Genomic DNA, 23,216 nt, shown 5'->3' on the forward strand with positions numbered 1-23,216 from the left:
ATGGATGAGCTGATATGACGGAAAACAGTTTGCAACGGGAAGTTTTCGGAACGACGCCAACCGGTGAAACGGTCTATCGCGCCAAGATCGTCGGCGGTGGGCTTACGGCGCATATCATCAGCTGGGGCGCCGTCATTCAGGACCTGCGGCTCGACGGCCACGGCCCGGCCTTGCTGCTCGGCTTCGACAATTTCGCCGATTATCCGGCCCATTCCTCCTATTTCGGCGCCACGCCCGGTCGCTGCGCCAACCGCATCGGCGCCGGCCGCTTCACGCTTGATGGTAAGGACTACCAGCTTGAGCTCAACGAGAAGGGCGTCACCCACCTGCACGGCGGCAAGGACAATATCGCCAAGCGCAACTGGACGATCGTCGAGCATGCGGTCGATCGCGTCGTGCTGAAGATCGTCGATCCCGACGGCCGCGCCGGCTATCCCGGCAATTGCACGATCCAGGCGACCTATCGGGTGCATGGCAATGGCGAATTGTCCGTCACCTATGAATCGACCAGCGACCAACCGACACTCGCCAATGTCTGCCAGCACGCCTATTTCAACCTCGACGGCCGCGACGACGCACTCGGCCATGACATCATGATCGCCGCCGATCACTATACCCCGACGGACGAAAAGCAGGTGCCGACGGGCGAAGTGCGCTCGGTCGAAGGCACCGTCTTCGACTTCCGCGAAATGGCGTCGATGAAGCGCTTTGACGGCGCCGAACAGGCGCTCTACGACCATAATTTCTGCCTGTCGCCGGAACGCACCGCCAAGCGCTCCGTGGTGCTGGCGCGCAGCGTCAATTCCGGCGTCTCGCTGGAAGTGCGTACCACCGAGCCCGGCGTGCAGTTCTATGCCGGCTTCAAGCTCGATGTTCCCGTTCCCGGCCATGACGGTCAGAAGATCGGCCCCTTCGCTGGCTTCTGCCTCGAAACCCAGGTCTGGCCCGACGCCATCAACCATGAAGGCTTCCCGAATGCCGTCCTCCGCCCCGGCGAAGTGCTGCGGCAGGAAACCGACTATATCTTCACGAAAAACTGAGCTGACAGCACTTCATTCCTCTTGGCATCGGCCGGGCGCACCTCGCGTCCGGCCGATTCATTTTCAGCCAGCACCTCAGAATCACCTTGCAGACTGGTTCTAAATAGGTTCTATGTAATCTCCATGGATAGAACCAGTTTAATCGCTGAGCTGAACAGCCGTGGCCTGCGCGACGAGGTGCGGACCGGGCCGCTGTACAAGCGCCTGGCGCAAGCGCTCGCCGGCCTCATTCAGGAAGGTCTGCTGAAAGCGGGAGCGGCGCTGCCGGGCGAACGAGATCTTGCTGAAGCGCTCCAGGTCGGCCGCGTCACAGTTCGCACCGCCTATCGCGACCTGCTTGCCTCTGGCGCCATCGAATCCCGCCATGGCAGCGGCACCTTCGTGTCGCAGCATGTCGAGCGCATCGAGCAATCGCTCTGGCGCCTCTCCTCCTTCTCCGCCGATATGCGCTCGCGCGGCCGCGAGCCGGCCGCAAGGATCCTGTCGCGCATCGTCAGCGCGCCCGCTCCGGAAGAATCCTTCCTGCTCGGCCTTCGCCTCGATGAGCCGGTGCTAAGGCTCGACCGGTTGCGCCTGGCGGACGGCCAGCCGCTTGCCATCGAGCGCGCTGTCGTTCCGATCAAATTTCTGGGCGAGGATGCCGTTTCCGACGGTTCGCTCTATGATGCGCTGGCGGGGAACGGCTTCAAGCCAGTCCGCGCGTTGCAGCGACTGACGGCGGTGACGCTCGATCCGTCCTCCGCGTCGATCCTGAATGTGAAATCCGGCGCGCCCGCGCTTTTGATCGAACGTATTTCGCGCTTGGAAGACCAGCGCGTCGTTGAATACACCCGCTCGCACTATCGTGGCGATGCCTACGATTTCGTTGCTGAATTGAGAATCGGAGAAGACCTATGAGCGACACCCAATCCTTGATGCTGACCGAGGCCGGCCAGTCGCCGGACGTGGTCGCAACCCTGCTTGAGAAGGAAAAGCCCGTCTTTGCCGAAATCGCAAAGCTCGTCTCCTCGACCCGCCCGTCCCTGATCACCACGGCGGCGCGCGGCTCTTCCGACCATGCCGCCACCTTTTTCAAATATCTCTTCGAAATCTCCTGCGGCGTGCCCGTCGCCTCGATCGGCCCGTCGATCGCCTCGGTCTATGGCACACCCCTCCATTTGAAGGGCGGCATCCATTTCACCGTGTCGCAATCCGGCGGCAGCCCCGATATCATCGCGTTGCAGGCGGCCGCCAAGCTCGGCGGCGCCACGACCATCGCCGTCGTCAACGTCACCGACAGCCCGCTCGCCAAAGAAGCCGACATCGTGCTCGGGCTGAATGCCGGCCCGGAAAAGAGCGTCGCCGCCACCAAATCCTTCATCGCCGCCGTTGCAGCGCTGACCGGCGTCACGGCAGCGATTTCGGGAGACCAGGCGCTCGCCACCGGTCTCGCCAAACTGCCGGAAGCATTGGCCGCGACACAGGGTATCGACGGCAAGGCGGCCGAGGACGTGCTCTTCAACGCCACCTCGCTCTATACCGGCGGCCGCGGCCCGGCCTTCGCCATTGCGCTGGAAGCAGCGCTCAAGGCCAAGGAAACCGCCGGCCTGCACGCTGAGGCCTTCTCCCTCGCCGAGCTGATGCATGGACCGATGCGGCTGGTGCAGCCGGGCTTTCCGATCGTCGCCTTCTCGCCCGACGACGCGGCCTTTGCCAACAATGCCCAGGCATTGGAGCGCCTGCAGAAGCTCGGCGCCACCGCCGTCTCCTTCTCCACCGCGGCCCTCCCCGGCATCAACCTGCGCATGCCCACCACCGGCAACGGCCTGCTCGACCCGCTGGTGTCGCTGCTCTGCTATTATCGCCTCATCGAAGCAGTGACGCGGCGCAAGGGCTTCGACCCGGATAAGCCGGCTAATCTTCTCAAGGTGACGGAGACCATGTGATGGATTATCAGGTCTTTACCGGCACGCGCATCTTCGACGGCGACCGGTTTCACGAGGATAGCGCGCTGGTGACCGGCAATGGCCGGGTGCAGGCAATCACCGCCGCCAATGATGTGCCCGACAATGCCGAGGTGATCCACCTTGCCGGCGGCGTACTGTCCCCCGGCTTCATCGACGCGCAGGTAAACGGCGGCGGCGGCCGCATGCTGAACGACGACCCGTCGCCCGAATCCATGTACATGATCGCCGAGGGGCATCGCCCCTTTGGCACCACCGCGCTGCTGCCGACGCTTATCACCGATGTCGCGGCCGCCACCACGGCGGCGATTGAAGCCGCGATCGAAGCCGTCAGGGCCAATCGCGGCGTCGCCGGCCTGCATCTCGAAGGCCCGCATCTGGCGCCGGCCCGCAAGGGCGCGCATCTGGCCGAACTGATGCGCCCGGTCGAGGACATCGACGTCAAGACCTTCATCCGCGCCCGCGAGGCGATCGGCACGCTGCTGATCACCATGGCAGCGGAGCAGGTGACCGAACGTCAGGTGCAGGCGCTGAGCGAAGGCGGCGTCATCGTCAGCATCGGCCATAGCGACTGCACGGCAGATGCGGCGGACGCCCGTTTCGACGCCGGTGCGCGCGGCGTCACCCATCTCTTCAACGCCATGAGCCAGATGGGCCATCGCGCGCCCGGCCTCGTGGGTGCCGCGATCGACCATCCCGCCCCCTGGTGCGGCATCATCGCCGACGGCCATCATGTCGATCCGCGCGCACTGCGAATTGCCTTGCGTGCAAAACGCGGCGAAGGCCGGCTGTTCTTCGTCACTGACGCAATGTCGCTGGTCGGCACAGCCCTCGACAGTTTCACGCTGAACGGCCGCACCGTCTATCGCGTCAGGGGCGGCTACTGCTCGAAGCTGACTTTGGATGACGGCACGCTCGCCGGTTCCGATGTCGATATGGCCTCAACCATCCGCTACGGCGTCAACATCCTCGAATTGCCGCTGGCGGAGGCTCTGCGCATGGCAACCTCCTATCCGGCCCGCTTCCTGAGGCTTGCCGATCGCGGATATCTGACACCCGGTGCCCGCGCCGATATCGTCCACATCACCGACGGCATCGAAGTCACCAAGACATGGATCTCGGGCCAGCCATCGGCCTGAGACCACAAATGAGGAACTCGGCATGACCGCAGTCACGGACAGCTATTTTTCCGCCTTGATCGGCCGGCTGGAAACCCTGCGCGAGGCTCTTGCCGAGCCGATGGCGAAGGCGGCAAGCGTCATCAGCGCGGCGGCGCGCGCCGACCGGCGCGTCTATGTCTTCGGCACCGGCCATTCGCATATGCTGGCGGAAGAAGTGCATTACCGCGCCGGCGGTCTGGCCTTTACCATCCCGGTGCTGGTCGGCTCCGCCATGCTGCACGAGGGCGCCGTTATCAGCTCGGTCTACGAGCGCACGGAGGGCCTGATCCGGCCGATTTTCGAACGCTATGGGATGCAGCCAGGCGATGTGCTGATCATCGCCTCCAATTCCGGCGTCAACGCCGCCCCGGTCGAGGCCGCCGATTACGGCCGTGAGCTCGGCACGACCGTCATCGCCATCACCTCGCTTGCCTATTCCGCCGCCATCGCGAATGGTCGTCGCAGGCTCGCCGATATCGCCGACATCGTGCTCGACAACGGTCTGCCGCCGGGCGACGCCATCATCGATCTGCCGGGGAGCGAGCTGAAGGTGGGGCCGGCATCGACCGCGATCGGCGCCTCCCTGCTCAACGCCATTTTCGCCGAAGTCGCCGCCGAACTCTCCAAGGACGGCGACCCGCCCGTCTATCTCAGTGCCAACATGCCGGGCGCCAAGGAAACCAACCAGCGGCTGGTGAAGAAATACCGGCCGCGCAATCCTCACCTTTGATCGGCATTAGTGCCCGGCGGCATCCGGGACCACGGTCTCCGCCGCCGGAGCCTCCGGCTGCTTGCGCCGCCTGCGCAGCACGACATAGAAGACCGGGGTCAGGAACAGGCCGAACAGCGTCACGCCGAGCATGCCGGAGAAGACCGCCGTCCCGAGCGACTGGCGCATTTCGGCGCCGGGGCCTGTGGCGATCATCAGCGGCACGACGCCGAAGATGAAGGCGAAGGCGGTCATCAGGATCGGCCGCAGGCGTAGATGGCTGGCCTCGATCGCCGCCTCGACGGCGCTCTTGCCCTCCAATTGTGCCTGACGCGCAAATTCCACGATCAGGATCGCGTTCTTCGCCGCAAGCCCGATCAGTACAATCAGGCCGATCTGCGTCAAGATGTTGTTGTCCATGCCCCTTAAATGCACCCCGATCAACGCGGCCAGCACCGCCAGCGGCACAATCAGGATGATGGCGAGCGGCAAGGTCCAGCTTTCATATTGGGCCGCAAGTGCCAGGAAGACGAAGATGACCGACAGGGCGAAGATGTAGACCGCCGTATTGCCGGTATTTCTTTCCTGATAGGCGAGCTCCGTCCATTCGAAGGTCGTGCCCGTCGGCAAGAGGTTCTTCGCCAGTCCTTCCATGGTGTCGAGCGCGCTGCCCGTCGAAACGCCCGGCCCGGGATTGCCCTGGAGGGGAACCGAGACATACATGTTGTAACGCTGCACCAGTGTCGGCCCGGTCGTGTCCCTGATATCGACAAGGGTGCCGAGCGGCACCAACGCGCCGGTCGCGGAGCGAACCTTGAGCGCCAGAATATCCTCCCGGTCCATGCGATATTGCTGGTCGGCCTGCGCCCGCACCTGATAGACGCGGCCGAAAGCGTTGAAGTCGTTGACATAGGATGTGCCGAGGTTGATCGACAGCGTCTCGAAGATATTCGGGATCGGCACGTTCAGCGCCCGCGCCTTGTCGCGGTCGACCGCCAGGAAATATTGCGGGCTATTGGCCGAGAAGGTGGTGAAGACGCCGCTGACGCCCTTGTTCTGCGCCGCCGCTCCCATCATCTGGTAGGCAAGCGGCAGGATCCGGCGCATATCGGGATTTTCCCGGTCCATGATCTGCATCTTGAAGCCGCCGGAATTGCCGACGCCGCGGATGGAGGGCGGCGGAATGGCGATGATGAAGGCCTCCTGAATGCCCTGCAGATTGCCAAAGAGCTGGCCGATGATCTTGCTGGCCGTCTCTCCGCTCTTCAAGCGCTCCTCGAAGGGTTTGAACGGCGTGAAGATGACGCCCGAGTTGGAGGCGTTGGTGAAGGTCGCGCCGTTGAAGCCGGCGAAGGCGACGGCGTTTTCCACGCCGGGCGTCTTGTTGATGATCGCGGTTGCCTTCTGGATGACCGCGTTGGTGCGCGCCAGCGACGCGCCGTCAGGCAATTGCACGACGACGATAGCATAGCCCTGGTCCATGGTGGGCACGAAGCCTTGGGGCACGATCCTGCCCATATACCACGTCGCGCCGAGCAGCCCGACGAAGACGAGAAGGGCACAGCCAAGCGCGACCCAGGTGGTAACGAGATGGCGGATGACCCAGGAATAGCCCCGGCTCATCGCCTCGAAGCCTCGATTGAACCCGTCACCCAAAGCGCGGCCGAAGCGCGAGACGATATTGTTGGATTTCTTGTGATCGTGCGGACGCAGCACGATGGCGGCGATCGCCGGCGACAGTGTCAGCGAATTCAGGCAGGAAATCGCCGTCGCAATGGAGATGGTCACCGCGAACTGCCGGTAGAACTGCCCCGTTATGCCTGGAATGAAGGCTGTCGGCAGGAAGACGGCGATCAGCACCAGCGAAATCGCCAGAACGGCGGTGCCGACTTCGTTCATCGTCACATGCGACGCCTCCTTCGGCGTCATTCCGAGCGCCAGGTTGCGCTCGACATTCTCGACCACCACGATCGCGTCGTCGACGACGATACCGATGGCAAGCACCAGGCCGAACAGCGTCAGCATGTTCAGCGAGAAGCCGAAGGCGAGCAGGAAGGCAAAGGTGCCGATCAACGACACCGGAATGGCAATGATCGGTATGATCGCCGTCCGCCAGGATTGCAGGAAGACCAGCACGACGATGGCAACGAGCACGGCGGCTTCGAAGATCGTCTTGTAGACCTCGTTGATCGATTCCGCGATGAATTCGGTCGGATTGTAGATGATGCGGTATTCGAGACCCTGCGGAAAATCCTGCGCCAGGTTCTTCATCGTCTTTTCGATGTCGGCGGCGGCATCGAGAGCATTGGTGCCGGGCCGGGCGAAGACGCCGAGCGCAACGGCCGGACTGCCGTTCAGATAGCTGTTGGTGACATAATCCTGCGCACCGAGCTCGATGCGCGCCACGTCCTGCAGCTGCACCAGCCGGCCGCTATCCGTCGCCTTGACGATGACGTAGCGGAATTGCCGCGCATCGGAAAAGCGCCCCTGTGTCGTCACCGTATATTGAAAGGCGTTGGTGCCCGAGACCGGCGGGCCACCGATCGAACCGCCAGACACCTGCACATTCTGGTCCCGCAAAGCCTGGACGATATCGCCGGCGGTCATGCCGTAGGAAGCGAGCTTTTCCGGGTCGAGCCAGATACGCAGCGAATATTGCCGCTCGCCGAAGAGCTGCACGTCGCCAACGCCGTCGAGGCGGACAAGAAGGTCGCGGATGCGCGAGCGGGCATAGTTGGAGATGTAGAGCTGGTCGTAGCGGTTGCTCGGCGACAGCAGATGCACGACCATCATCAGGTCGGGCGAGCTTTTGACCGTGGTGATGCCGATGCGGCGGACTTCTTCCGGCAGACGCGGCTCGGCGATAGCGACGCGGTTCTGGACCAGAACCTGCGCCTTGTCGAGATCGGTGCCGAGCTTGAAGGTGATAGTTAGCGACATTGAGCCATCAGCGCTCGAATAGGAAGACATGTAGAGCATGTCCTCGACGCCGTTGACCTCCTGCTCGATCGGCGTCGCCACCGTATCGGCGATAGTCTGGGAATCGGCGCCAGGATAGGATGTTCGAATGACGATGGTCGGTGGCGCAACCTCGGGATACTGCGCGACCGGAAGCTGGAAATAGGCGATGCCGCCGACGATCAACAACACGATGGACAGGACCGACGCGAAAATCGGCCGGTCGACGAAGAAATGGGAAAACCTCATTGGTCCGTCCCCTGGTCCGCCTGGGCTGGCGCGTCAGGATTCGATGCCTCCTGCGGCAGCTCGATCAATTGTGGCGCGACCTTGACGCCGGGCCGGATACGCATCAGCCCGTTGACGACGATGGTCTCGTCGCCGGTCATGCCCTCGCGGATGACGCGGTAGCCATAAAGCTTCGGTCCGAGCCGGACGGCCTTCGGCGTCACGTTGCCATCCGTGCTGACGGTATAGACGACACGCTGGTTCTGGTCGGAACCGATGGCTTCATCGGGAACGAGGATCGCCTTGTAGCTGTTGGAGCCCTCGACCTGAACGCGGCCGAAAAGGCCCGGCTGCAACACGAGAGCCGGATTGGGGAAGCGAGCGCGCACGCGTATCGTGCCGGTTTGATTGTCCACCCGGTTTTCCGCGAAATCGAGCTTGCCCTTGAACGCCTTCTGCGCGGCATCGGCAATCGTCACGGTGACGTCGAGGCCGCCGCCACCCTGCTGCAGGGCGCTGCCATGCTTGCGCGCCTCATCGGCATAGGACAGCAGCCGGCGTTCATCGACGTCAAAATAGAAATCGATCGGGTCGAGCGAGACGATGGTTGTCAGCACCGTCTGGTCCGCCTGAACGAGATTGCCGACCGAAATCAGCCGCCGGTCGATGCGGCCGCTGAGCGGCGCAGTGATCTTGGTGAAATCCATGTCGAGATTGGCGCGGTCGACGGACGCCTGCGCGCCACGGACATTGGCTTGCGCCGAGATAAGATCGCGGCGGCGGTCATCCAGCGTCGAGGCCGATTGACTACCTGTGGTCGACAGCGATTGTGCGCGCTTGAACTGCGCATCGGCAAGCGTCAGGGACGAATTCGCCACTTCCAGCGATGCCGTCGCCTCGTTGAGCGCGGTGACAAACGGCCGCTGGTCGATGACGAATAGCAGGTCTCCCTGCTTGACCATCGTGCCGTCCTCGAAATGCACTTCCTGGAGATAGCCGCCGACACGCGAGCGGACGGAGACCTCATCGACCGCCTGGAAGCGCCCGATGAATTCATCGCTATCGATGACGTCGCGGACCACGGGCTTGGCGACCGTAACCGGTGCGGCGGGCGGGGCGCTCTGCGCCAGCGCCTGAGACCCGGTGAAATGGGACCCAGCAAGAATAGCAATTGTGAAGCTGAATATAGCGATACGCGCCAGCGTCTTCGGCATGAATGCCCCCCTAGAACAACAAGCCACCCACGGCCGGAAGCCGCGTCAAGCGTTCGTCATGTCTGCCTGCAATCTTCCGCGAAGGACCTGTCGCCACTGGCGGCGAAATCCAATCAAGTCCTTCGGATTCCCCACTGCATCGCAGGTCGTGCCGACCCGCGTATCACCCAACCCGAAGGCTGGTATTTCAGCATAATGTATAAACGGTTTATCGAATTCGACAACAGAGATTAGCGTGTTGCGGCCATGCGCAACCATTTGTTTTTTCTAATATAGGTGAACACCCAGGAGCTGAAACAGCGGGATGGTGAGACGTCGGTGGCTCCTCAGCCTTCCAGCTCTTCGCGCAGCATTTCCAGCTCCAGCCATTCCTCTTCCATCTTCGTGAGGCTGTCGCGCAGCTTTTCCATTTCGGCCGCCAGGCGATTGAAGCTCGTTGGATCCTTGGTAAAGAGGTTGGGGTCGGCCATCTTCTTTTCGCGGGCGGCGATCTCCGCCTCCGCCTTGGCCATCTCCTTCGGCAGGTTTTCCAGGGCGAATTTTTGCTTGAAAGAGAGCTTTGCCTTGCCCTTCGAAGCATCATTGGCAGACGCTGCCGTCCCGGCCGCCTTCGGCTTCTCGACCGCCTTTTCAGCCCGCTTGCGCTCCTCAAGCGCGCCCTTGCGCTGAGCGAGCATGTCGGAATAGCCGCCGGCATATTCGATCCAGCGGCCGTCCGGATCATCCGGATTGGCGGGCGCGATGGTCGAGGTCACGGTACGGTCGAGGAAATCGCGGTCGTGGCTGACGAGGATAACGGTACCGTTGAAGCCAGCGACGATCTCCTGCAGCAGGTCCAGCGTCTCGATGTCGAGGTCGTTGGTCGGTTCGTCGAGGATCAGAAGATTGGTCGGCCGCGACAGGATGCGCGCCAGCATCAGCCGGGCGCGCTCGCCGCCGGAGAGATTCTTGATCGGCGTACGGGCCTGTTCCGGCTGGAACAGGAATTCCTTCATATAGCCGGTGACATGCCGCTGCTCGCCATTGACCAGCAGGTTTTCACCGCGCCCATCGGTTAAGTAGTTGGCGAGGGTATCCTCCGGATTGAGCTCCTCGCGCTTCTGGTCGAGGGTGGCGATCTCCAAATTGGTACCGAGCTTCACCTTGCCGCTATCCGGCTTCAATTGGCCGGTCAGCATCTTCAGCAACGTCGTCTTGCCGGCGCCGTTCGGGCCGACGAGACCGATACAGTCGCCACGATGCACACGGATCGAGAACGGCGCGACGATGACGCGCTCGTCATAAGCCTTGGTAATCTTGTCGGCCTCGATCACCAGCTTGCCGCTCTCCTGCGCATCGGCCGCAGCTGCCTGCACAGAGCCCAGAGCGCCTCTGTGGCCGCGATGGCGTGATCGCATGTCATGCAATTCGCCGAGGCGGCGCATGTTGCGCTTGCGCCGCGCCGTCACGCCGTAGCGCAGCCAATGCTCCTCGCGCTCGATCGCCTTGCCGAGCTTGTGCTGCTCCAGCTCTTCGGCTTCCAGCACCTGGTCGCGCCAGGCTTCGAAATGGGCAAAGCCCCTGTCCAGCCGCCGCGAGGTGCCGCGATCGAGCCAGACGGTTGCGGTGGAGACTTTTTCGAGGAACCGACGGTCGTGCGAGATCAGCACCAGGGCGCTGCGGGTCTTCTGCAGCTCGCCTTCAAGCCATTCGATGGTCGGCAGGTCCAGATGGTTGGTCGGCTCGTCGAGCAGAAGAATATCCGGTTCCGGCGCCATGACGCGGGCAAGCGCCGCGCGGCGCGCTTCGCCGCCGGAGAGCGTCTTCGGATCCTCCTCGCCCGTGAGGCCAAGGTGGGAGAGCAGATAGGTGACGCGATAGGGATCGTCGCCCGGCCCGAGCCCGGCCTCGGCATAGGCGGCTACCGTCTTGTAATCGCCGAAATCCGGTGCCTGCTCGAGATAGCGCACGGTCGACGACGGATGACGGAACACTTCGCCGGACTGCGCCTCGACCATGCCGGCGGCGATCTTCAGGAGCGTCGACTTGCCCGAGCCGTTGCGGCCGACCAGGCAGATCTTGTCACCCGGCTCCACCTGCAACCCGGCTCCGGCCAGAAGTGGCGCGCCGCCGAAGCTCAGGAAGATATCGTCGAGTTTCAAAATAGGAGGGGCCAAGATCAGACTCCGGTAAGATCATAAGGGCGGGCAAGGACGATCGCCCTGCCGCTGCCGAGCGAAAAGCGCACAGCGCCTTCCGCAACATTGGAAATGGTGCGCGACGCCCCGAAGGGCAGATTGAAATCGCGCAGGGGATAGCGGACGTTATGAATGAACAGCCCCGTCAGATCGCTGAAGCCGAGAACGGAAAACAGCGAGCCGGGGGGCAGCGCCAGCTCCATGTCGCCCGGCAGCAGCGGCACCGCCTCCTCGTCGCCCGAGGTCAACAGCACGTCGAAGCCCTTTTCGGCAAGCTGGATGCCGTAGAGCAGATGCTGGATCGCATGATCTGACCGTTCTCCGCCCATCGCGCCGGCAAGAATCAGCCGCTTGGCGCCGCGATCGATTGCCTCCGTGATGGCGATCTCGCCGTCCGTCGCCGCCTTCGCCGCCGGATAGGGCTGCTTTGGCACATCGGGAAAGGCGCCGCGCAGGTCCGGCGGTGTCGAGTCGAAATCGCCGACCCAGAGCTCGGGCGTCGCATTGAGCGCCACGGCATGGCGCATGCCGCCATCCGCCGCGATGAAACGGCTGCCGGCCGTCTCAGCGCGCAGCCGGTCCGTCAGGCGCAACTCGCCGCCGAGGAGGATGGTAAAGGTCGTGGATTGGCTCATGTGCCAAGCCCATAGCGCAAAGACATGTCCCTAGGAAGAGCGCTCTTCAGCGCCAAGCCGGCATTCAGTCGGCGGTTTCCTTGAGACGTGTCTGAAAAGCATGTTCGTAGCCACCGATGAAGCGGTCGAACAGGTGCGAAAAGACCGCGATATCCTCGGCCGACCAATCCGCAAGGATGCTTTCGATGAGAGCGAACTTCTGCGCCTGGATTTCGGCAAGCAGCCTTTGGCCGAGCGTCGTCAGCACAACGACGATGCGCCGTGCATCCGCCTGCGATGCCTTGCGGCGCAGCACGCCGCGCGTCACCATCTCGGCGACGATGCGGCTTGCCCGCGAAGGGTCGATGCGCAGGATCTCGGCGATCGTCCCGACGGTGACCTCACCGGACCCTTCCGCCCGCCTGACGGCATCGATGACGTCGAGATGCGAAAGCTCCAGCCCCGGCGCAACATTCTGGATCGCCAGCCGCCCGATCATACGGCGACCCGTCATCAGGCGCATGCGCGTCATCACCTGGCCGATGCGCAGCAGATTCTCGTCCTCAGGCAGCGGCGTTGCTTCAATTTCTCGTGTGGTCGTTGCTGATGTCATCCCGCCAGCATATCAAAGATGGGCAGACATTAAAATATGCAAACGGCATTCATCTGCCGTTGACAATTATATGCCAATAGCACATATATTGCCTTGCAACATGTTGCCCTCGAATAGCCCACCCGAAAGCAAGATGCTGCGGATTCAGGAACTGGAGCGACCCATGCCCGTTCGGTCGAACGCGCGGCACTCCAGGCAAGCTCGGATTTCTCGTTCCATGGACATGCAGACTACGCCCGCGCCGCTCGTTGCGGATCACCGCCGCCGGCTTATCCTCTTTCTCTTCCTGATGACCGCCATGTTCATGGCAACGCTCGACAACCAGATCGTCTCGACGGCACTGCCGACGATCGTCGGCGAATTCGGACATCTGGAGCGTTTCGGCTGGATCGGCTCTGCCTATCTGCTGTCCCTGTCCGCCGTCATGCCGGTCTATGGCAAGCTCGGCGACCTCTTCGGCCGCAAATATGTAATGATGACCGCGATCGCGATCTTCACCGTCGGCTCGGCCGTCTGCGGCCTCGCGGTGTCGATGGATACGCTGATCGCCGCCCGCGTGCTGCAGGGTCTTGGTGGCGGCGGCATCCTGGTGTCGATCTTCGCCGTCAACGCCGATCTTTTCGAGCCTCGTGAGCGCGCCCGCTACCAGAGCTATTCCAGCCTGGTCCTGATGGCGTCCGGCGCCATCGGCCCGGTTCTCGGCGGCACGATGAGTGACCTCTTCGGCTGGCGCTCGATCTTCCTCGTCAACGTACCGATCGGCTTCATCGTCCTTGCCGGCCTCGCCTTCATGCTGCCCTACCGCAAGCCGGCCCGTAAGCCGAAGATCGACTATGCCGGAGCGATACTGCTGGCGCTCACCACCACCAGCATCGTCCTTGCCGCCGACGGCACGGAACTCTTCGGGTCGCTGCTGTCACCGCAATGCCTCAGCATCATCGCCTTCGGCGCGCTCTCAGCACTCGCCTGGGTCTTCGTCGAGCGCCGTGCGCCGGAGCCGATCGTACCACTGACGCTGTTTCGTAACCCGACCTTTGGCCTACTCTTGATCACCTCGATCACCAGCGGCGCGGTCGCGATCGGCATGGTCAATTATTTCGCGCTCTTTTTGCAGACGACGACGGGCCTGTCGCCGTCCGTCGCCGGTCTGCTCTTCATCCTGTTGACCGGCGGTATCGTCTGCGGCTCGCTTTCGGCCGGCCGGCTGATTTCGGCGAAGGGCCGCTACAAGCCCTTTGCCATCGCCAGCGCCGCCTGCAGCACCATCGCCTTCGCAACGCTGGCACAGGTCCATGCCGGCACGCCGATCGCCTTCATCGGCGCCTTGATGCTGCTGCATGGCATCGGCATCGGTCTTGCCCAGCAGGTACCGGTCATCGGCATCCAGAACACCGCCGCCAGCCGTGACGTCGGAGCCGCCACCGGCGCCGTAACGCTGTCGCGCATGGGCGGCGCCTCTATCGCCATCTCCATCTACGGCGCCATCATTGCCGCCAAGCTCGGCAATGTCGGTGTGTCCATCCCCGGTGTTCCCAACATCAAGGAGCTGACGCCGAAGATGATGGCCGCCCTGCCGGACGCGACACGCGAAGCGGTTGCCAGCGCCTATGCCAGTGCCTTCAGCCCGCTGTTCATGACCGCCGCCGCCATCTGCTTCGTCGGCCTGCTGACCGCGCTCACGCTGAAGAACGTCCAGCTTCCGAGCGCCACCAAGAAGATCGACAGCCAAGCCGCTGCCCACGCCGCCGAGTAAGTCGCGCATCCTCGCAATCGACAAGGGAATCATCCCCCTTGTCATCCCTTCGTCACGGGGCTAAATCTGCCAACGCTCTAACGGGGTGCCTTGTATCCATTCGGATATCTGGCTGAGAGGCTTTCACCGGCCAACCCGCGGAACCTGATCCGGCTAACACCGGCGGAGGGATTAGACGCGTGACGAAATCATAGCGCCCTTTTCCCGTTCAAGACGAAACCAAGAGGAGGCGCTGCCATGCCCAACCGATCGCTGATGACATTCTTTGCCGGCCTGGCCTTTGCCGCCGGCACCACGCTTCTTGCCGCACAGGCCGCAGGGGCCGCCGACAAGACGCTCACCATCTACACCTATGAAAGCTTCACCGCCGAGTGGGGTCCGGGCGCCAAGGTCAAGGCCGCCTTCGAGAAGACCTGCGGCTGCACGGTCAATTACGTCAGCGTCACCGACGGTGTGGCACTGCTCTCCCGGCTGAAGCTGGAGGGTGCCGGCACCAAGGCCGACGTCGTTCTCGGCCTCGACACCAACCTCGTTGACGAGGCCAAGGATACCGGCCTGTTCGATACCAGCGGCGTCGATACCTCCGCCCTCAAGGTTCCCGGCGATTTCAAGGACGACGTTTTCGTCCCCTATGACTACGGCCATTTCGCCGTGATCTACGATACCCAGACGATCAAGAACCCACCGAAGAGCCTGAAGGAACTGGTCGAGGGCGATCCGTCGCAGAAGATCGTCATCGAAGATCCACGCACCTCGACACCGGGCCTCGGCCTGCTGCTCTGGGTCAAGTCGGTCTATGGCGACAAGGCGGCAGACGCCTGGACGAAGCTCAAGGGCCGTATCCTGACGGTGACGCCTGGCTGGTCGGAGGCCTATGGCCTCTTCACCAAGGGCGAAGCGCCGATGGTGCTCTCCTATACAACGTCGCCGGCCTATCACATGATCGAGGAGAAGACCGACCGCTATCAGGCCGCCGCCTTCTCGGAAGGTCACTACATCCAGATCGAAGTCGCCGGCCTGATCAAGTCGTCGCCGAACAAGGAGCTTGCCCGCGATTTCCTGAAGTTCATGGTCTCGCCGGGCTTCCAGGACACCATTCCGACCAACAACTGGATGATGCCGGTCTCGGCAACCTCCGAGCCGCTGCCGGATGCCTTCAGCAAGCTGGTCGTTCCCGCCAAGACTTTCCTGATGAGCCCGGACGAAGTTGAGAAAAACCGCAAGGCCTGGATCGACGAATGGCTGGCCGCCACCAGCACCAACTGACGCCGACATGATACTGACGGCACCCGAGAGACGACATGCCATTGCCGGCGGGGCATTCAGCCTCGCCGGCATCGCCGTCTTCATCGGCCTTGCCATCGTCATCCTGCTTGCCACCGGCATCGGATCCGGTGGCGGCAATCCGCTTGCCGACCCCTATATCCTCCGCGTGCTGCGCTTCACGCTGCTGCAGGCGACGCTCTCCACCCTGCTCTCCATCCTCCTTGCGATCCCAGTCGCCCGTGCCTTGGCGCGGCAGCCGCTGTTTCCCGGCCGGCTCTGGCTGATCCGGCTGATGGCCGTCCCCATGGGCCTGCCGGTGCTGATCGGTGCGCTCGGCCTGCTCGGCATCTGGGGACGTCAGGGCATTCTCAATCAGGCGCTGACGGGCCTCGGTCTGTCGCAGCCGATCAGTATTTACGGGCTGACAGGCATCTTGCTCGCGCATGTCTTCTTCAACTTGCCGCTGGCCGCCCGCCTGATGTTGGCCGGACTGGAGCGCGTGCCGACGGAATATTGGCTGATGGCCGGCGGGCTCGGCATGCGCCCCGCCTCCGTCTTCCGCTTCATCGAATGGCCGGTGCTGCGCGGCTTGATCCCCGGTATCGCCGGCCTGATCTTCATGCTCTGCGCCACCAGCTTCACGCTGGTGTTGACGCTGGGCGGCGGCCCCGCCGCGACCACGATCGAGGTGGCGATCTATCAGGCGCTGCGCTTCGATTTCGATCCCAGCCGCGCCGTCACGCTGTCGCTGCTGCAAATCGTCGTCACCGCCGCCATTCTCGGCGCGATGGCACTGATGCCGGCACCGGACGACCACGGGCTGACGAGCGGCCGCGCAACACGGCGGATCGACGGGACATTGCCTGCCGCGAGATGGATCGACGGCGCACTACTGCTGCTCGCCGCTTTGTTCATCGGCCTGCCGCTCGCCTCGGTCGTCATCACTGGTCTCAAGGCCGATCTTCTGAAGCTCGTCAGCCAGACGATCTTCCTGCAGGCGACCGCAATGAGCCTTGCCATCGCCCTTGCCGCCGGCCTTCTGGCAGTCCTGACCTCCTTCGCCATTGTCCGCGCCCGCGCAACCGTATCAGCCGAGCGCCGGAAAGCGCCCGGCCTGCGCGGGTTGGCGATCGCCCTTAGCGGCACCTCCTCGCTGGTTCTTCTGGTGCCGCCGATCGTGCTGGCGACAGGATGGTTCCTGGCGCTCCGGCCGCTCGGCGATCCCGCCCGTTTCGCAGCCCTGCTGATCGTCATCATAAACGCCCTTATGGCAATCCCCTTCGTCATCCGCGTCATCGAACCAGCCTATATCGTTCACCGCCGCCGCACCGAACGCCTCGCCGCCAGTCTCGGGCTTCAGGGCGCGGCACGGCTGCGGCTAGTCGACTGGCCCGGCCTGCGCAAGCCCTTCTTCACGGCGCTCTCCTTCGCCATGGCGCTGTCGCTCGGCGATCTCGGCGCTGTCGCCCTCTTCGGCTCCGACAGTCTGATGACGCTGCCCTGGCTGGTCTACAGCAAGCTCGGCAGCTATCGCACCAACGATGCCGACGGGCTTGCTTTCATCCTGGGGCTGGTATGTCTTCTGCTGACCATCGCCGGCACTGCTGGCCAAGGTAGGCATGAGGATGAAGGCAGGCGGAATGACTGACGGGCAAGACATGGCGGAACGTAGCATCGCGATGACCGGCGTCGAGCTGCGGCTCGGCACGCATGATTTCCGCTTCGATTGCGATTTGCCGCAGGGTAGGATCATCGCCATCACCGGCCCATCCGGATCAGGCAAGTCGACCTTCCTCAATCTGCTCGCCGGCTTCGAGACGCCGGATCGCGGCCGCATCCTGCTGACCGGGCAGGATGCCACCAGCCTGCATCCCTCCGAGCGGCCGGTATCGCTGGTCTTCCAGGACAACAACCTCTTCGCCCATCTCGATCTTTTCACCAATGTCGGTCTCGGCATCAGCCCGTCACTGAAACTTTCGACAGAGGATCGGAAACGGATATCGGAAGCTCTTGCGCGCGTCGGCCTTGCCGGTTTCGAGCGACGCAAGCCGGGCACGCTCTCCGGCGGCGAACGGCAACGCACCGCCTTTGCCCGGGCGCTGGTGCGCGACAAGCCGATCCTGCTGCTCGACGAACCCTTTGCCGCGCTCGATCCCGGCCTGCGCTCCGGCATGGCCGAGCTTCTGGCCGCGCTCCATCGCGAAACCGGCAACACGGTGTTGATCGTCTCGCATGATCCCTCGGAGGTCCGACGCCTTGCCGATCACGCCGTCTTCATCGACGGCGGCACGATCCGGCTTTCGGCCCCCATCGACCGCTTCCTGACCCAGGAGAGCATCCCGGCGCTGACCACATTTTTACAACATTAGGCGCAATGCAGCATTTCAGCGGCGATTTTGCCTTAATTTCGTCGCGGCATCCGGCTGAAAGTCCTGGTAAATGCTTGCCAAAATACAACGCAGTCACAATTAAGCGGAGTCTCGCTATGCAACGGCTGCCGAAATCGGCTACAGCAAAAGCTTGGATCATCCGGTCGAACTCAGGTCTGATCGCGGTGGATGCAATCTTAAACGACACGCGGCTATGATCGGCCCGATCATGAGCAAGCAAGTCTGGCATGATCAAGCAAGTTTGGCGCCCAGCCGGTATGGCAGCGAAATGAGTGGGATACAGGCACTGAAGCAGAGTAAGCACGCAGGACGAAGGATCAGTGCGACTACCGCGGCCCATGCGCGCCGCTTCGCTCTCGTCTTTCTCGCCGCGACGGTGCTGAACAGCTGCCAGTCGGTGATGGACCAGTCCTACCAGCCGAACGTGTCGCCTTCCGCCAATCCGCAGATCGTCTCCGAAGTGCAAAAGAACGATCCGCGCGCGCAAATGGGCGCCCGCGAGCATCCCCGCATTCTGGCAAGCTACGGCGGCGAATATAAGGACGCCAAGACCGAGCGCCTCGTCGCCCGCATCGCCGGCGCTCTCACCAGCGTCTCGGAAAACCCGCAGCAGTCCTACCGCATCACCATCCTGAACTCGCCCTCGATCAACGCCTTCGCGCTGCCGGGTGGCTATCTCTACGTCACCCGCGGCCTGCTGGCGCTTGCCAACGACGCCTCGGAAGTCGCCGCCGTGCTGTCGCATGAGATGGCGCACGTCACCGCCAATCACGGCATCGAACGCCAGAAGCGTGAAGAGGCCGAGGTCATCGCCAGCCGCGTCGTCGCCGAGGTCCTGTCGAGCGATCTCGCCGGCAAGCAGGCGCTCGCCCGCGGCAAGCTGCGGCTCGCCGCCTTCTCGCGCCAGCAGGAGCTGCAGGCCGACGAGATCGGCATCCGCACGCTCGGCCAGGCCGGCTATGACCCTTACGCCGCATCCCGCTTCCTCAACGCCATGGAAGACTACAGCCGCTTCATGACGGCAAACTCCGACGCCGACCAGAGCCTGGACTTCCTGTCGAGCCATCCGAGCACGCCGCAGCGCATCGATCTCGCCAAAGCGCATGCCCGCGAATTCGGCGAGGAAGGTAAGGTCGGCGACACCGGGCGCGATTATTATCTGAACGGCATCGACGGCTTGCTTTATGGCGACAGCCCGGAGGAAGGCTATGTACGTGGCCAGACCTTCCTGCATGGCGGGCTCGGCATCCGCTTCGACGTGCCGCCCGAGTTCCGCATCGACAACAAGGTCGAGGCGGTCATGGCGACAGGCCCCGGCGACATCGCTGTCCGCTTCGACGGCGTCGCCGACAGCCAGAACCAGAACCTGACGAACTATATTTCCAGTGGCTGGGTCACCGGCCTCGACCCGACATCGATCAAGTCGATCACGGTCAACGGCATGGAAGCAGCAACCGCGCGCGCTTCGGCCGACCGTTGGGATTTCGATGTCACCGTCGTGCGCGACCGCGCGCAGATCTTCCGTTTCCTGACGGCGGTGCCGAAGGGCAGCATTACCCAGCTCGAGCAGACGGCCGATGTGCTGCGCTCAAGCTTCCGGCACATGACGCCGGAGGAAGCTTCGTCGCTGAAGCCGCTGCGTGTGCGCGTCGTCACCGTCAAGGCGGGAGACACCACCACCACGCTCGCCGCTCGAATGATGGGCACCGACCGCAAGCTCGATCTCTTCAAGCTGATCAATGCAATGCCGACCGGTGCGTCGATCGCGCCCGGCGACAGGGTCAAGATTATCTCTGAATAGGGAAAAAGTGGCTTCGCCCCAACGGGGAGAAGGCGCGCGGCAGGCGCAGGCTGCTGGGCATCAGACTGCCCTCAATCCGCGCCAAAGGCGTTGGAGACGAACGCTCCTCGTCCCGTTATTGCCCCGGCACCTTCTCCCCGAGGGGAGAAGGATGTCACGCATAGCTTGCCATGCGTGGATCGGCATCGACCAGGGCGCTGCGGAGCTTCTCCATGGCGCGGCTTTCGATCTGACGGACACGTTCCTTGGAAATACCGAGATCGGCGCCCAGCTCCTCCAGCGTCGCGCCATCCTCCACCAGACGGCGCGCGCGGATAATCTTCATTTCGCGTTCGTTCAGATGCTTCAGCGCGGAAGCAAGCCAGACGCGGCGGCGTTCGCCGTCGATCATGTTGGAGACCTGCTCATCCGGCAAAGGCTCGTCGCTGATCAGGAAATCCATGCGTTCGGCACTTTCGGCATCGCCGGATATCGACGGCGCCTGCAGGGAGGCGTCATTGCTGGAAAGGCGGGCATCCATGGTCTGCACGTCGGAGAGGCTGACCCCGAGGGCGACGGCGATTTCCTCATGGATGGACTGGACGGTGACGCCGGTATTGCCCCTGGCGAGCTTGGCGCGCAGGCGGCGGAGATTGAAAAACAGCGCCTTCTGCGCCGAACTCGTCCCGCCGCGCACAATGGACCAGTTGCGCAGGATGTAATCCTGGATCGAAGCGCGGATCCACCAGCTTGCGTAAGTGGAAAATCTCACCTCCCGCTCCGGCTCAAACCTTGCCGCCGCCTCCAGGAGCCCTACATAACCTTCTTGTACAAGGTCGCTCATCGGCAGGCCGAAATTGCGGAATTTCCCCGCCATGGAGATCACCAGGCGCATATGGGCGGTGGCGATCTTGTTGCGGGCGCCACGATCCTCGTGGTCCTTCCAGCGAATGGCAAGATCGTGCTCTTCGTCACGGGCGAGATAGGGAGCGGCCATCGCCATCTTTATCATACGCCGATCTGCAGACATATTCATATGCATCTCCCTAAATTCGGCCTCAAAATCATCTCTGTGCCGCGGGTCGACGGAAAAGGCAGCAAATATCGTTTCCGAACATCGCTGCGCGGATGAAAAGCTATGAATGGAATTCTGTAGAAGACCGATGTCCAGAACCGGACGGTCGGTTACCGGTCTAGTTCAATGTCATCGAAATAACCTGGCAACGGAAACAACTTTAGATCGCCAGGAAATTTCCTATCAGAATGCATCGGCCGGCCCTCATGAGCGTCAGGGGGGAACGGCTAGTCCGAGAGTTCACTCCACGAGAAAACTCACACCAGCCGCAAACACGTGGCTTAAACGCGGCAGATCGCAAAAGGTTCCAAAGAAAAAACCCGGCACGAGGGCCGGGTTTTTTGGATGTGGTATTTTGACTTTCGTCCTATGCTGCTTCGTCCTGGGAATCGTCTTCTTCGACGACCTTACCGCGCTTCGGACCCTTGTTCAGATTGGTCTCGACCAGACGAACGGCCTCGGTTTCGGACATCTTGTTGACAGCGGCGATTTCGCGCGCCATGCGATCGAGCGCGGCTTCGTAGAGCTGACGTTCGGAATAGGACTGCTCCGGCTGGTTCTCGGCGCGATAGAGATCGCGAACCACCTCGGCAATGGAAATCAGATCGCCGGAATTGATCTTGGCATCATATTCCTGGGCGCGACGCGACCACATGGTCCGCTTGACGCGGGCCTTGCCCTGGACGACCTTCAGCGCCCGTTCGACGAAATCCGTCTCGGAAAGCTTACGCATGCCAATGCTCATGGCCTTGGCCACAGGCACCTTCAGACGCATTTTGTCTTTTTCGAAGTCGATTACAAAAAGCTCAAGCTTCATGCCTGCGACTTCTTGCTCTTCAATCGCGGTGATCGTACCAACGCCATGAGCGGGATATACGATCGATTCACCAGTCTTGAAGCCATGGCGTGCTGCTGAAGGTTTTTTCTGCTGGGTCGTCATTCTTTTCAAAAACTCCCTGTTACGCACCCGGTGAGGGCCGGGGCCGGGTCAGTCAGGCCCGGATGAGACGGAAGCACCGTCGGGGTGACTTCATTCTGTTCCAACCATACGCATAAAAAAAGAAATCCGTTCATCGCGATCCCCGACCCGACAACTCAAATCGTTGATATGTCAAGGAAACCGCGTACGGATTGGTTATTTGCTTTCGTGATGGTTCAGGGCATGCGAAATGCCGCAGTGGATCAGTGTGAAGAAGATATCACAAAAATCTGAGGAAATCAATAATTTGCTTTACACGCGGCAAAACGGCCACGTTGACCGCTCAGCAAGCCAACGGCGATGATTCGTCTCGATGACAACCGACTACACCCTTATCGATTGCCTGTCACGGCCTTCGATCAGTCGCCGGCGCCGGGATTAGCCGAGAAATACTTCTCGAACTTGCCTTCTTCGCCGTCCAATTCCTTGGCCTCGGGCAGCGCGTCGCGCTTCACCGTGATGTTCGGCCAGATCGCCGCGTAGTCCGCATTGATCTTCAGCCACTTATCGAGGCCCGGCTCCGTATCGGGCTTGATCGCCTCGGCGGGACATTCCGGCTCGCAAACACCACAGTCGATGCACTCGTCCGGATGGATGACAAGAAAATTCTCACCTTCGTAGAAGCAGTCGACTGGGCAGACTTCCACGCAGTCGGTGTATTTGCAACGAACGCAATTGTCGGTCACGACATATGTCATGAAGCACTCCAGGAATGACTCTCATTTTCCGTGGACGGGCAACCTGGAACGTCGCGCCTTTCCCCCGGAAGCCGGAACGGACAAGCGGATGTGCTGAGCACAAGCATGCCGCCCGGCCGGATTACCAACGGGTTGACCGTCAGGTATCCACTTTGACAGCCAATTTCAAGGATAAACAATCCTGAAAAATCCCAGAGGGCGACAGAGTTTTCTATTCGTCGCCGGAAGTGAGCCGATCAATGGCGCGCCGTTCGCGTTTCGTCGGCCGTCCACTGCCCGGCGAACGCAGTGCCTGCTCGAATGGCGTGAAGCGTTTTGTCGGGTCCGGCGGTGGCGTCAGGTCCTCGTAAAGCAGCCTCGCTTCCTCGAAAGGACCCCGGCGATCGCCTGGCAGGCGCACGATCAGGATGACGTCGCGCCGCTCCAACGACAGCTCGATACGGTCGCCCGCCTTGACGCCGTGGCTCGGCTGCGTGATCCGCTCGCCGTTCACCCGCACATTGCCCTTCTGGACATAAACCTGCGCGAGCGAACGGGATTTCAGCATACGGGCGAAGAACAGCCACTTGTCGATGCGCTGTCGCGAACCGGAAGATGACTGCCTTTCGTCCGTCATGGC

Annotated in this window: 19 protein-coding genes and 1 riboswitch; of the genes, 10 read left to right on the forward strand and 9 right to left on the reverse strand. The window is 62.3% G+C overall.

Features of this window, described 5'->3' with window-relative positions; genetic code table 11:
• Positions 1-14 precede the first annotated feature (14 nt).
• The 5 genes from PMI03_RS09275 (at position 15) to PMI03_RS09295 (ending at position 4,873) form a co-directional block, all read left to right on the forward strand.
• Positions 15-1,040: an aldose epimerase family protein gene (locus PMI03_RS09275; protein WP_007692268.1), complete on the forward strand. Its 1,026-nt coding sequence runs from the start codon at positions 15-17 to the stop codon at positions 1,038-1,040.
• Positions 1,041-1,163: 123 nt separating this feature from the next.
• Positions 1,164-1,937, forward strand: a complete 774-nt coding sequence (locus tag PMI03_RS09280) for a GntR family transcriptional regulator (protein ID WP_007692269.1) — start codon at positions 1,164-1,166, stop codon at positions 1,935-1,937.
• A complete protein-coding gene (locus tag PMI03_RS09285) occupies positions 1,934-2,965 on the forward strand; it encodes an SIS domain-containing protein (RefSeq protein ID WP_007692270.1) in 1,032 nt (343 codons plus the stop codon). The genes PMI03_RS09280 and PMI03_RS09285 overlap by 4 nt, the downstream gene beginning before the upstream one ends.
• Positions 2,965-4,122: an N-acetylglucosamine-6-phosphate deacetylase gene (nagA, locus tag PMI03_RS09290; protein ID WP_007692271.1), complete on the forward strand. Its 1,158-nt coding sequence runs from the start codon at positions 2,965-2,967 to the stop codon at positions 4,120-4,122. The genes PMI03_RS09285 and nagA overlap by 1 nt, the downstream gene beginning before the upstream one ends.
• A gap of 22 nt (positions 4,123-4,144) precedes the next feature.
• Positions 4,145-4,873 carry an SIS domain-containing protein gene (locus tag PMI03_RS09295; protein ID WP_007692272.1) on the forward strand — a complete coding sequence of 243 codons (729 nt, stop codon included), beginning with the start codon at positions 4,145-4,147 and terminating at the stop codon, positions 4,871-4,873.
• A gap of 6 nt (positions 4,874-4,879) precedes the next feature.
• On the opposite strand, the gene PMI03_RS09300 is transcribed toward PMI03_RS09295, so the two are convergent.
• The 5 genes from PMI03_RS09300 to PMI03_RS09325 all read right to left on the reverse strand — a co-directional run bounded on the left by PMI03_RS09300 (position 4,880) and on the right by PMI03_RS09325 (position 12,656).
• On the reverse strand, positions 4,880-8,059 hold the full coding sequence (locus tag PMI03_RS09300) for an efflux RND transporter permease subunit (protein ID WP_007692273.1): 3,180 nt from the start codon (positions 8,057-8,059) through the stop codon (positions 4,880-4,882).
• Positions 8,056-9,252: an efflux RND transporter periplasmic adaptor subunit gene (locus PMI03_RS09305; RefSeq protein ID WP_007692274.1), complete on the reverse strand. Its 1,197-nt coding sequence runs from the start codon at positions 9,250-9,252 to the stop codon at positions 8,056-8,058. Before PMI03_RS09305 ends, PMI03_RS09300 begins: the two co-directional genes overlap by 4 nt.
• Before the next feature lie 326 nt (positions 9,253-9,578).
• Positions 9,579-11,408, reverse strand: coding sequence for an ABC-F family ATP-binding cassette domain-containing protein (locus PMI03_RS09315; RefSeq protein ID WP_007692275.1), 1,830 nt, complete (start codon positions 11,406-11,408; stop codon positions 9,579-9,581).
• Positions 11,409-11,410: 2 nt separating this feature from the next.
• A complete protein-coding gene (locus PMI03_RS09320; RefSeq protein WP_007692278.1) occupies positions 11,411-12,064 on the reverse strand; it encodes a thiamine diphosphokinase in 654 nt (217 codons plus the stop codon).
• A 64-nt stretch (positions 12,065-12,128) separates the two neighbouring features.
• A complete protein-coding gene (locus PMI03_RS09325) occupies positions 12,129-12,656 on the reverse strand; it encodes a MarR family winged helix-turn-helix transcriptional regulator (protein ID WP_007692281.1) in 528 nt (175 codons plus the stop codon).
• Between the two features lie 217 nt (positions 12,657-12,873).
• Between PMI03_RS09325 and PMI03_RS09330 the strand changes: the two genes are divergently transcribed.
• From PMI03_RS09330 to PMI03_RS09350, 5 genes are all read left to right on the forward strand, one after another.
• The gene (locus PMI03_RS09330) at positions 12,874-14,409 is read left to right on the forward strand and encodes an MDR family MFS transporter (RefSeq protein ID WP_007692283.1); all 1,536 of its coding nucleotides are present in this window, start codon (positions 12,874-12,876) and stop codon (positions 14,407-14,409) included.
• Positions 14,410-14,480: 71 nt separating this feature from the next.
• Positions 14,481-14,597: riboswitch (TPP riboswitch) on the forward strand.
• 49 nt (positions 14,598-14,646) lie between these two features.
• Positions 14,647-15,675 (forward strand): thiamine ABC transporter substrate binding subunit, encoded by a 1,029-nt coding sequence (thiB, locus tag PMI03_RS09335; protein WP_007692285.1) that lies wholly within the window; start codon positions 14,647-14,649, stop codon positions 15,673-15,675.
• A gap of 7 nt (positions 15,676-15,682) precedes the next feature.
• Entirely contained in the window at positions 15,683-17,323 is a 1,641-nt protein-coding gene (thiP, locus tag PMI03_RS09340; RefSeq protein ID WP_007692287.1) for a thiamine/thiamine pyrophosphate ABC transporter permease ThiP, read from the forward strand.
• Positions 17,316-18,044, forward strand: coding sequence for an ATP-binding cassette domain-containing protein (locus tag PMI03_RS09345; protein ID WP_007692288.1), 729 nt, complete (start codon positions 17,316-17,318; stop codon positions 18,042-18,044). The genes thiP and PMI03_RS09345 overlap by 8 nt, the downstream gene beginning before the upstream one ends.
• Positions 18,045-18,465: 421 nt before the next feature.
• Positions 18,466-19,866, forward strand: a complete 1,401-nt coding sequence (locus PMI03_RS09350) for a M48 family metalloprotease (RefSeq protein WP_034522151.1) — start codon at positions 18,466-18,468, stop codon at positions 19,864-19,866.
• Between the two features lie 154 nt (positions 19,867-20,020).
• Here PMI03_RS09350 and PMI03_RS09355 read toward each other — a convergent pair whose 3' ends face one another.
• The 4 genes from PMI03_RS09355 to PMI03_RS09370 all read right to left on the reverse strand — a co-directional run bounded on the left by PMI03_RS09355 (position 20,021) and on the right by PMI03_RS09370 (position 23,213).
• The gene (locus tag PMI03_RS09355; RefSeq protein ID WP_007692290.1) at positions 20,021-20,881 is read right to left on the reverse strand and encodes an RNA polymerase factor sigma-32; all 861 of its coding nucleotides are present in this window, start codon (positions 20,879-20,881) and stop codon (positions 20,021-20,023) included.
• Positions 20,882-21,287: 406 nt separating this feature from the next.
• On the reverse strand, positions 21,288-21,860 hold the full coding sequence (locus PMI03_RS09360; RefSeq protein WP_007692291.1) for a CarD family transcriptional regulator: 573 nt from the start codon (positions 21,858-21,860) through the stop codon (positions 21,288-21,290).
• 398 nt (positions 21,861-22,258) lie between these two features.
• Positions 22,259-22,597 carry a ferredoxin FdxA gene (fdxA, locus tag PMI03_RS09365; RefSeq protein WP_007692292.1) on the reverse strand — a complete coding sequence of 113 codons (339 nt, stop codon included), beginning with the start codon at positions 22,595-22,597 and terminating at the stop codon, positions 22,259-22,261.
• 211 nt (positions 22,598-22,808) lie between these two features.
• Positions 22,809-23,213, reverse strand: coding sequence for an RNA-binding S4 domain-containing protein (locus PMI03_RS09370; protein ID WP_007692294.1), 405 nt, complete (start codon positions 23,211-23,213; stop codon positions 22,809-22,811).
• Positions 23,214-23,216 lie beyond the last annotated feature (3 nt).

The sequence above is a fragment of the Rhizobium sp. AP16 genome, assembly GCF_000281735.1.
GTDB classification, from domain to species: Bacteria; Pseudomonadota; Alphaproteobacteria; order Rhizobiales; family Rhizobiaceae; genus Rhizobium; species Rhizobium rhizogenes.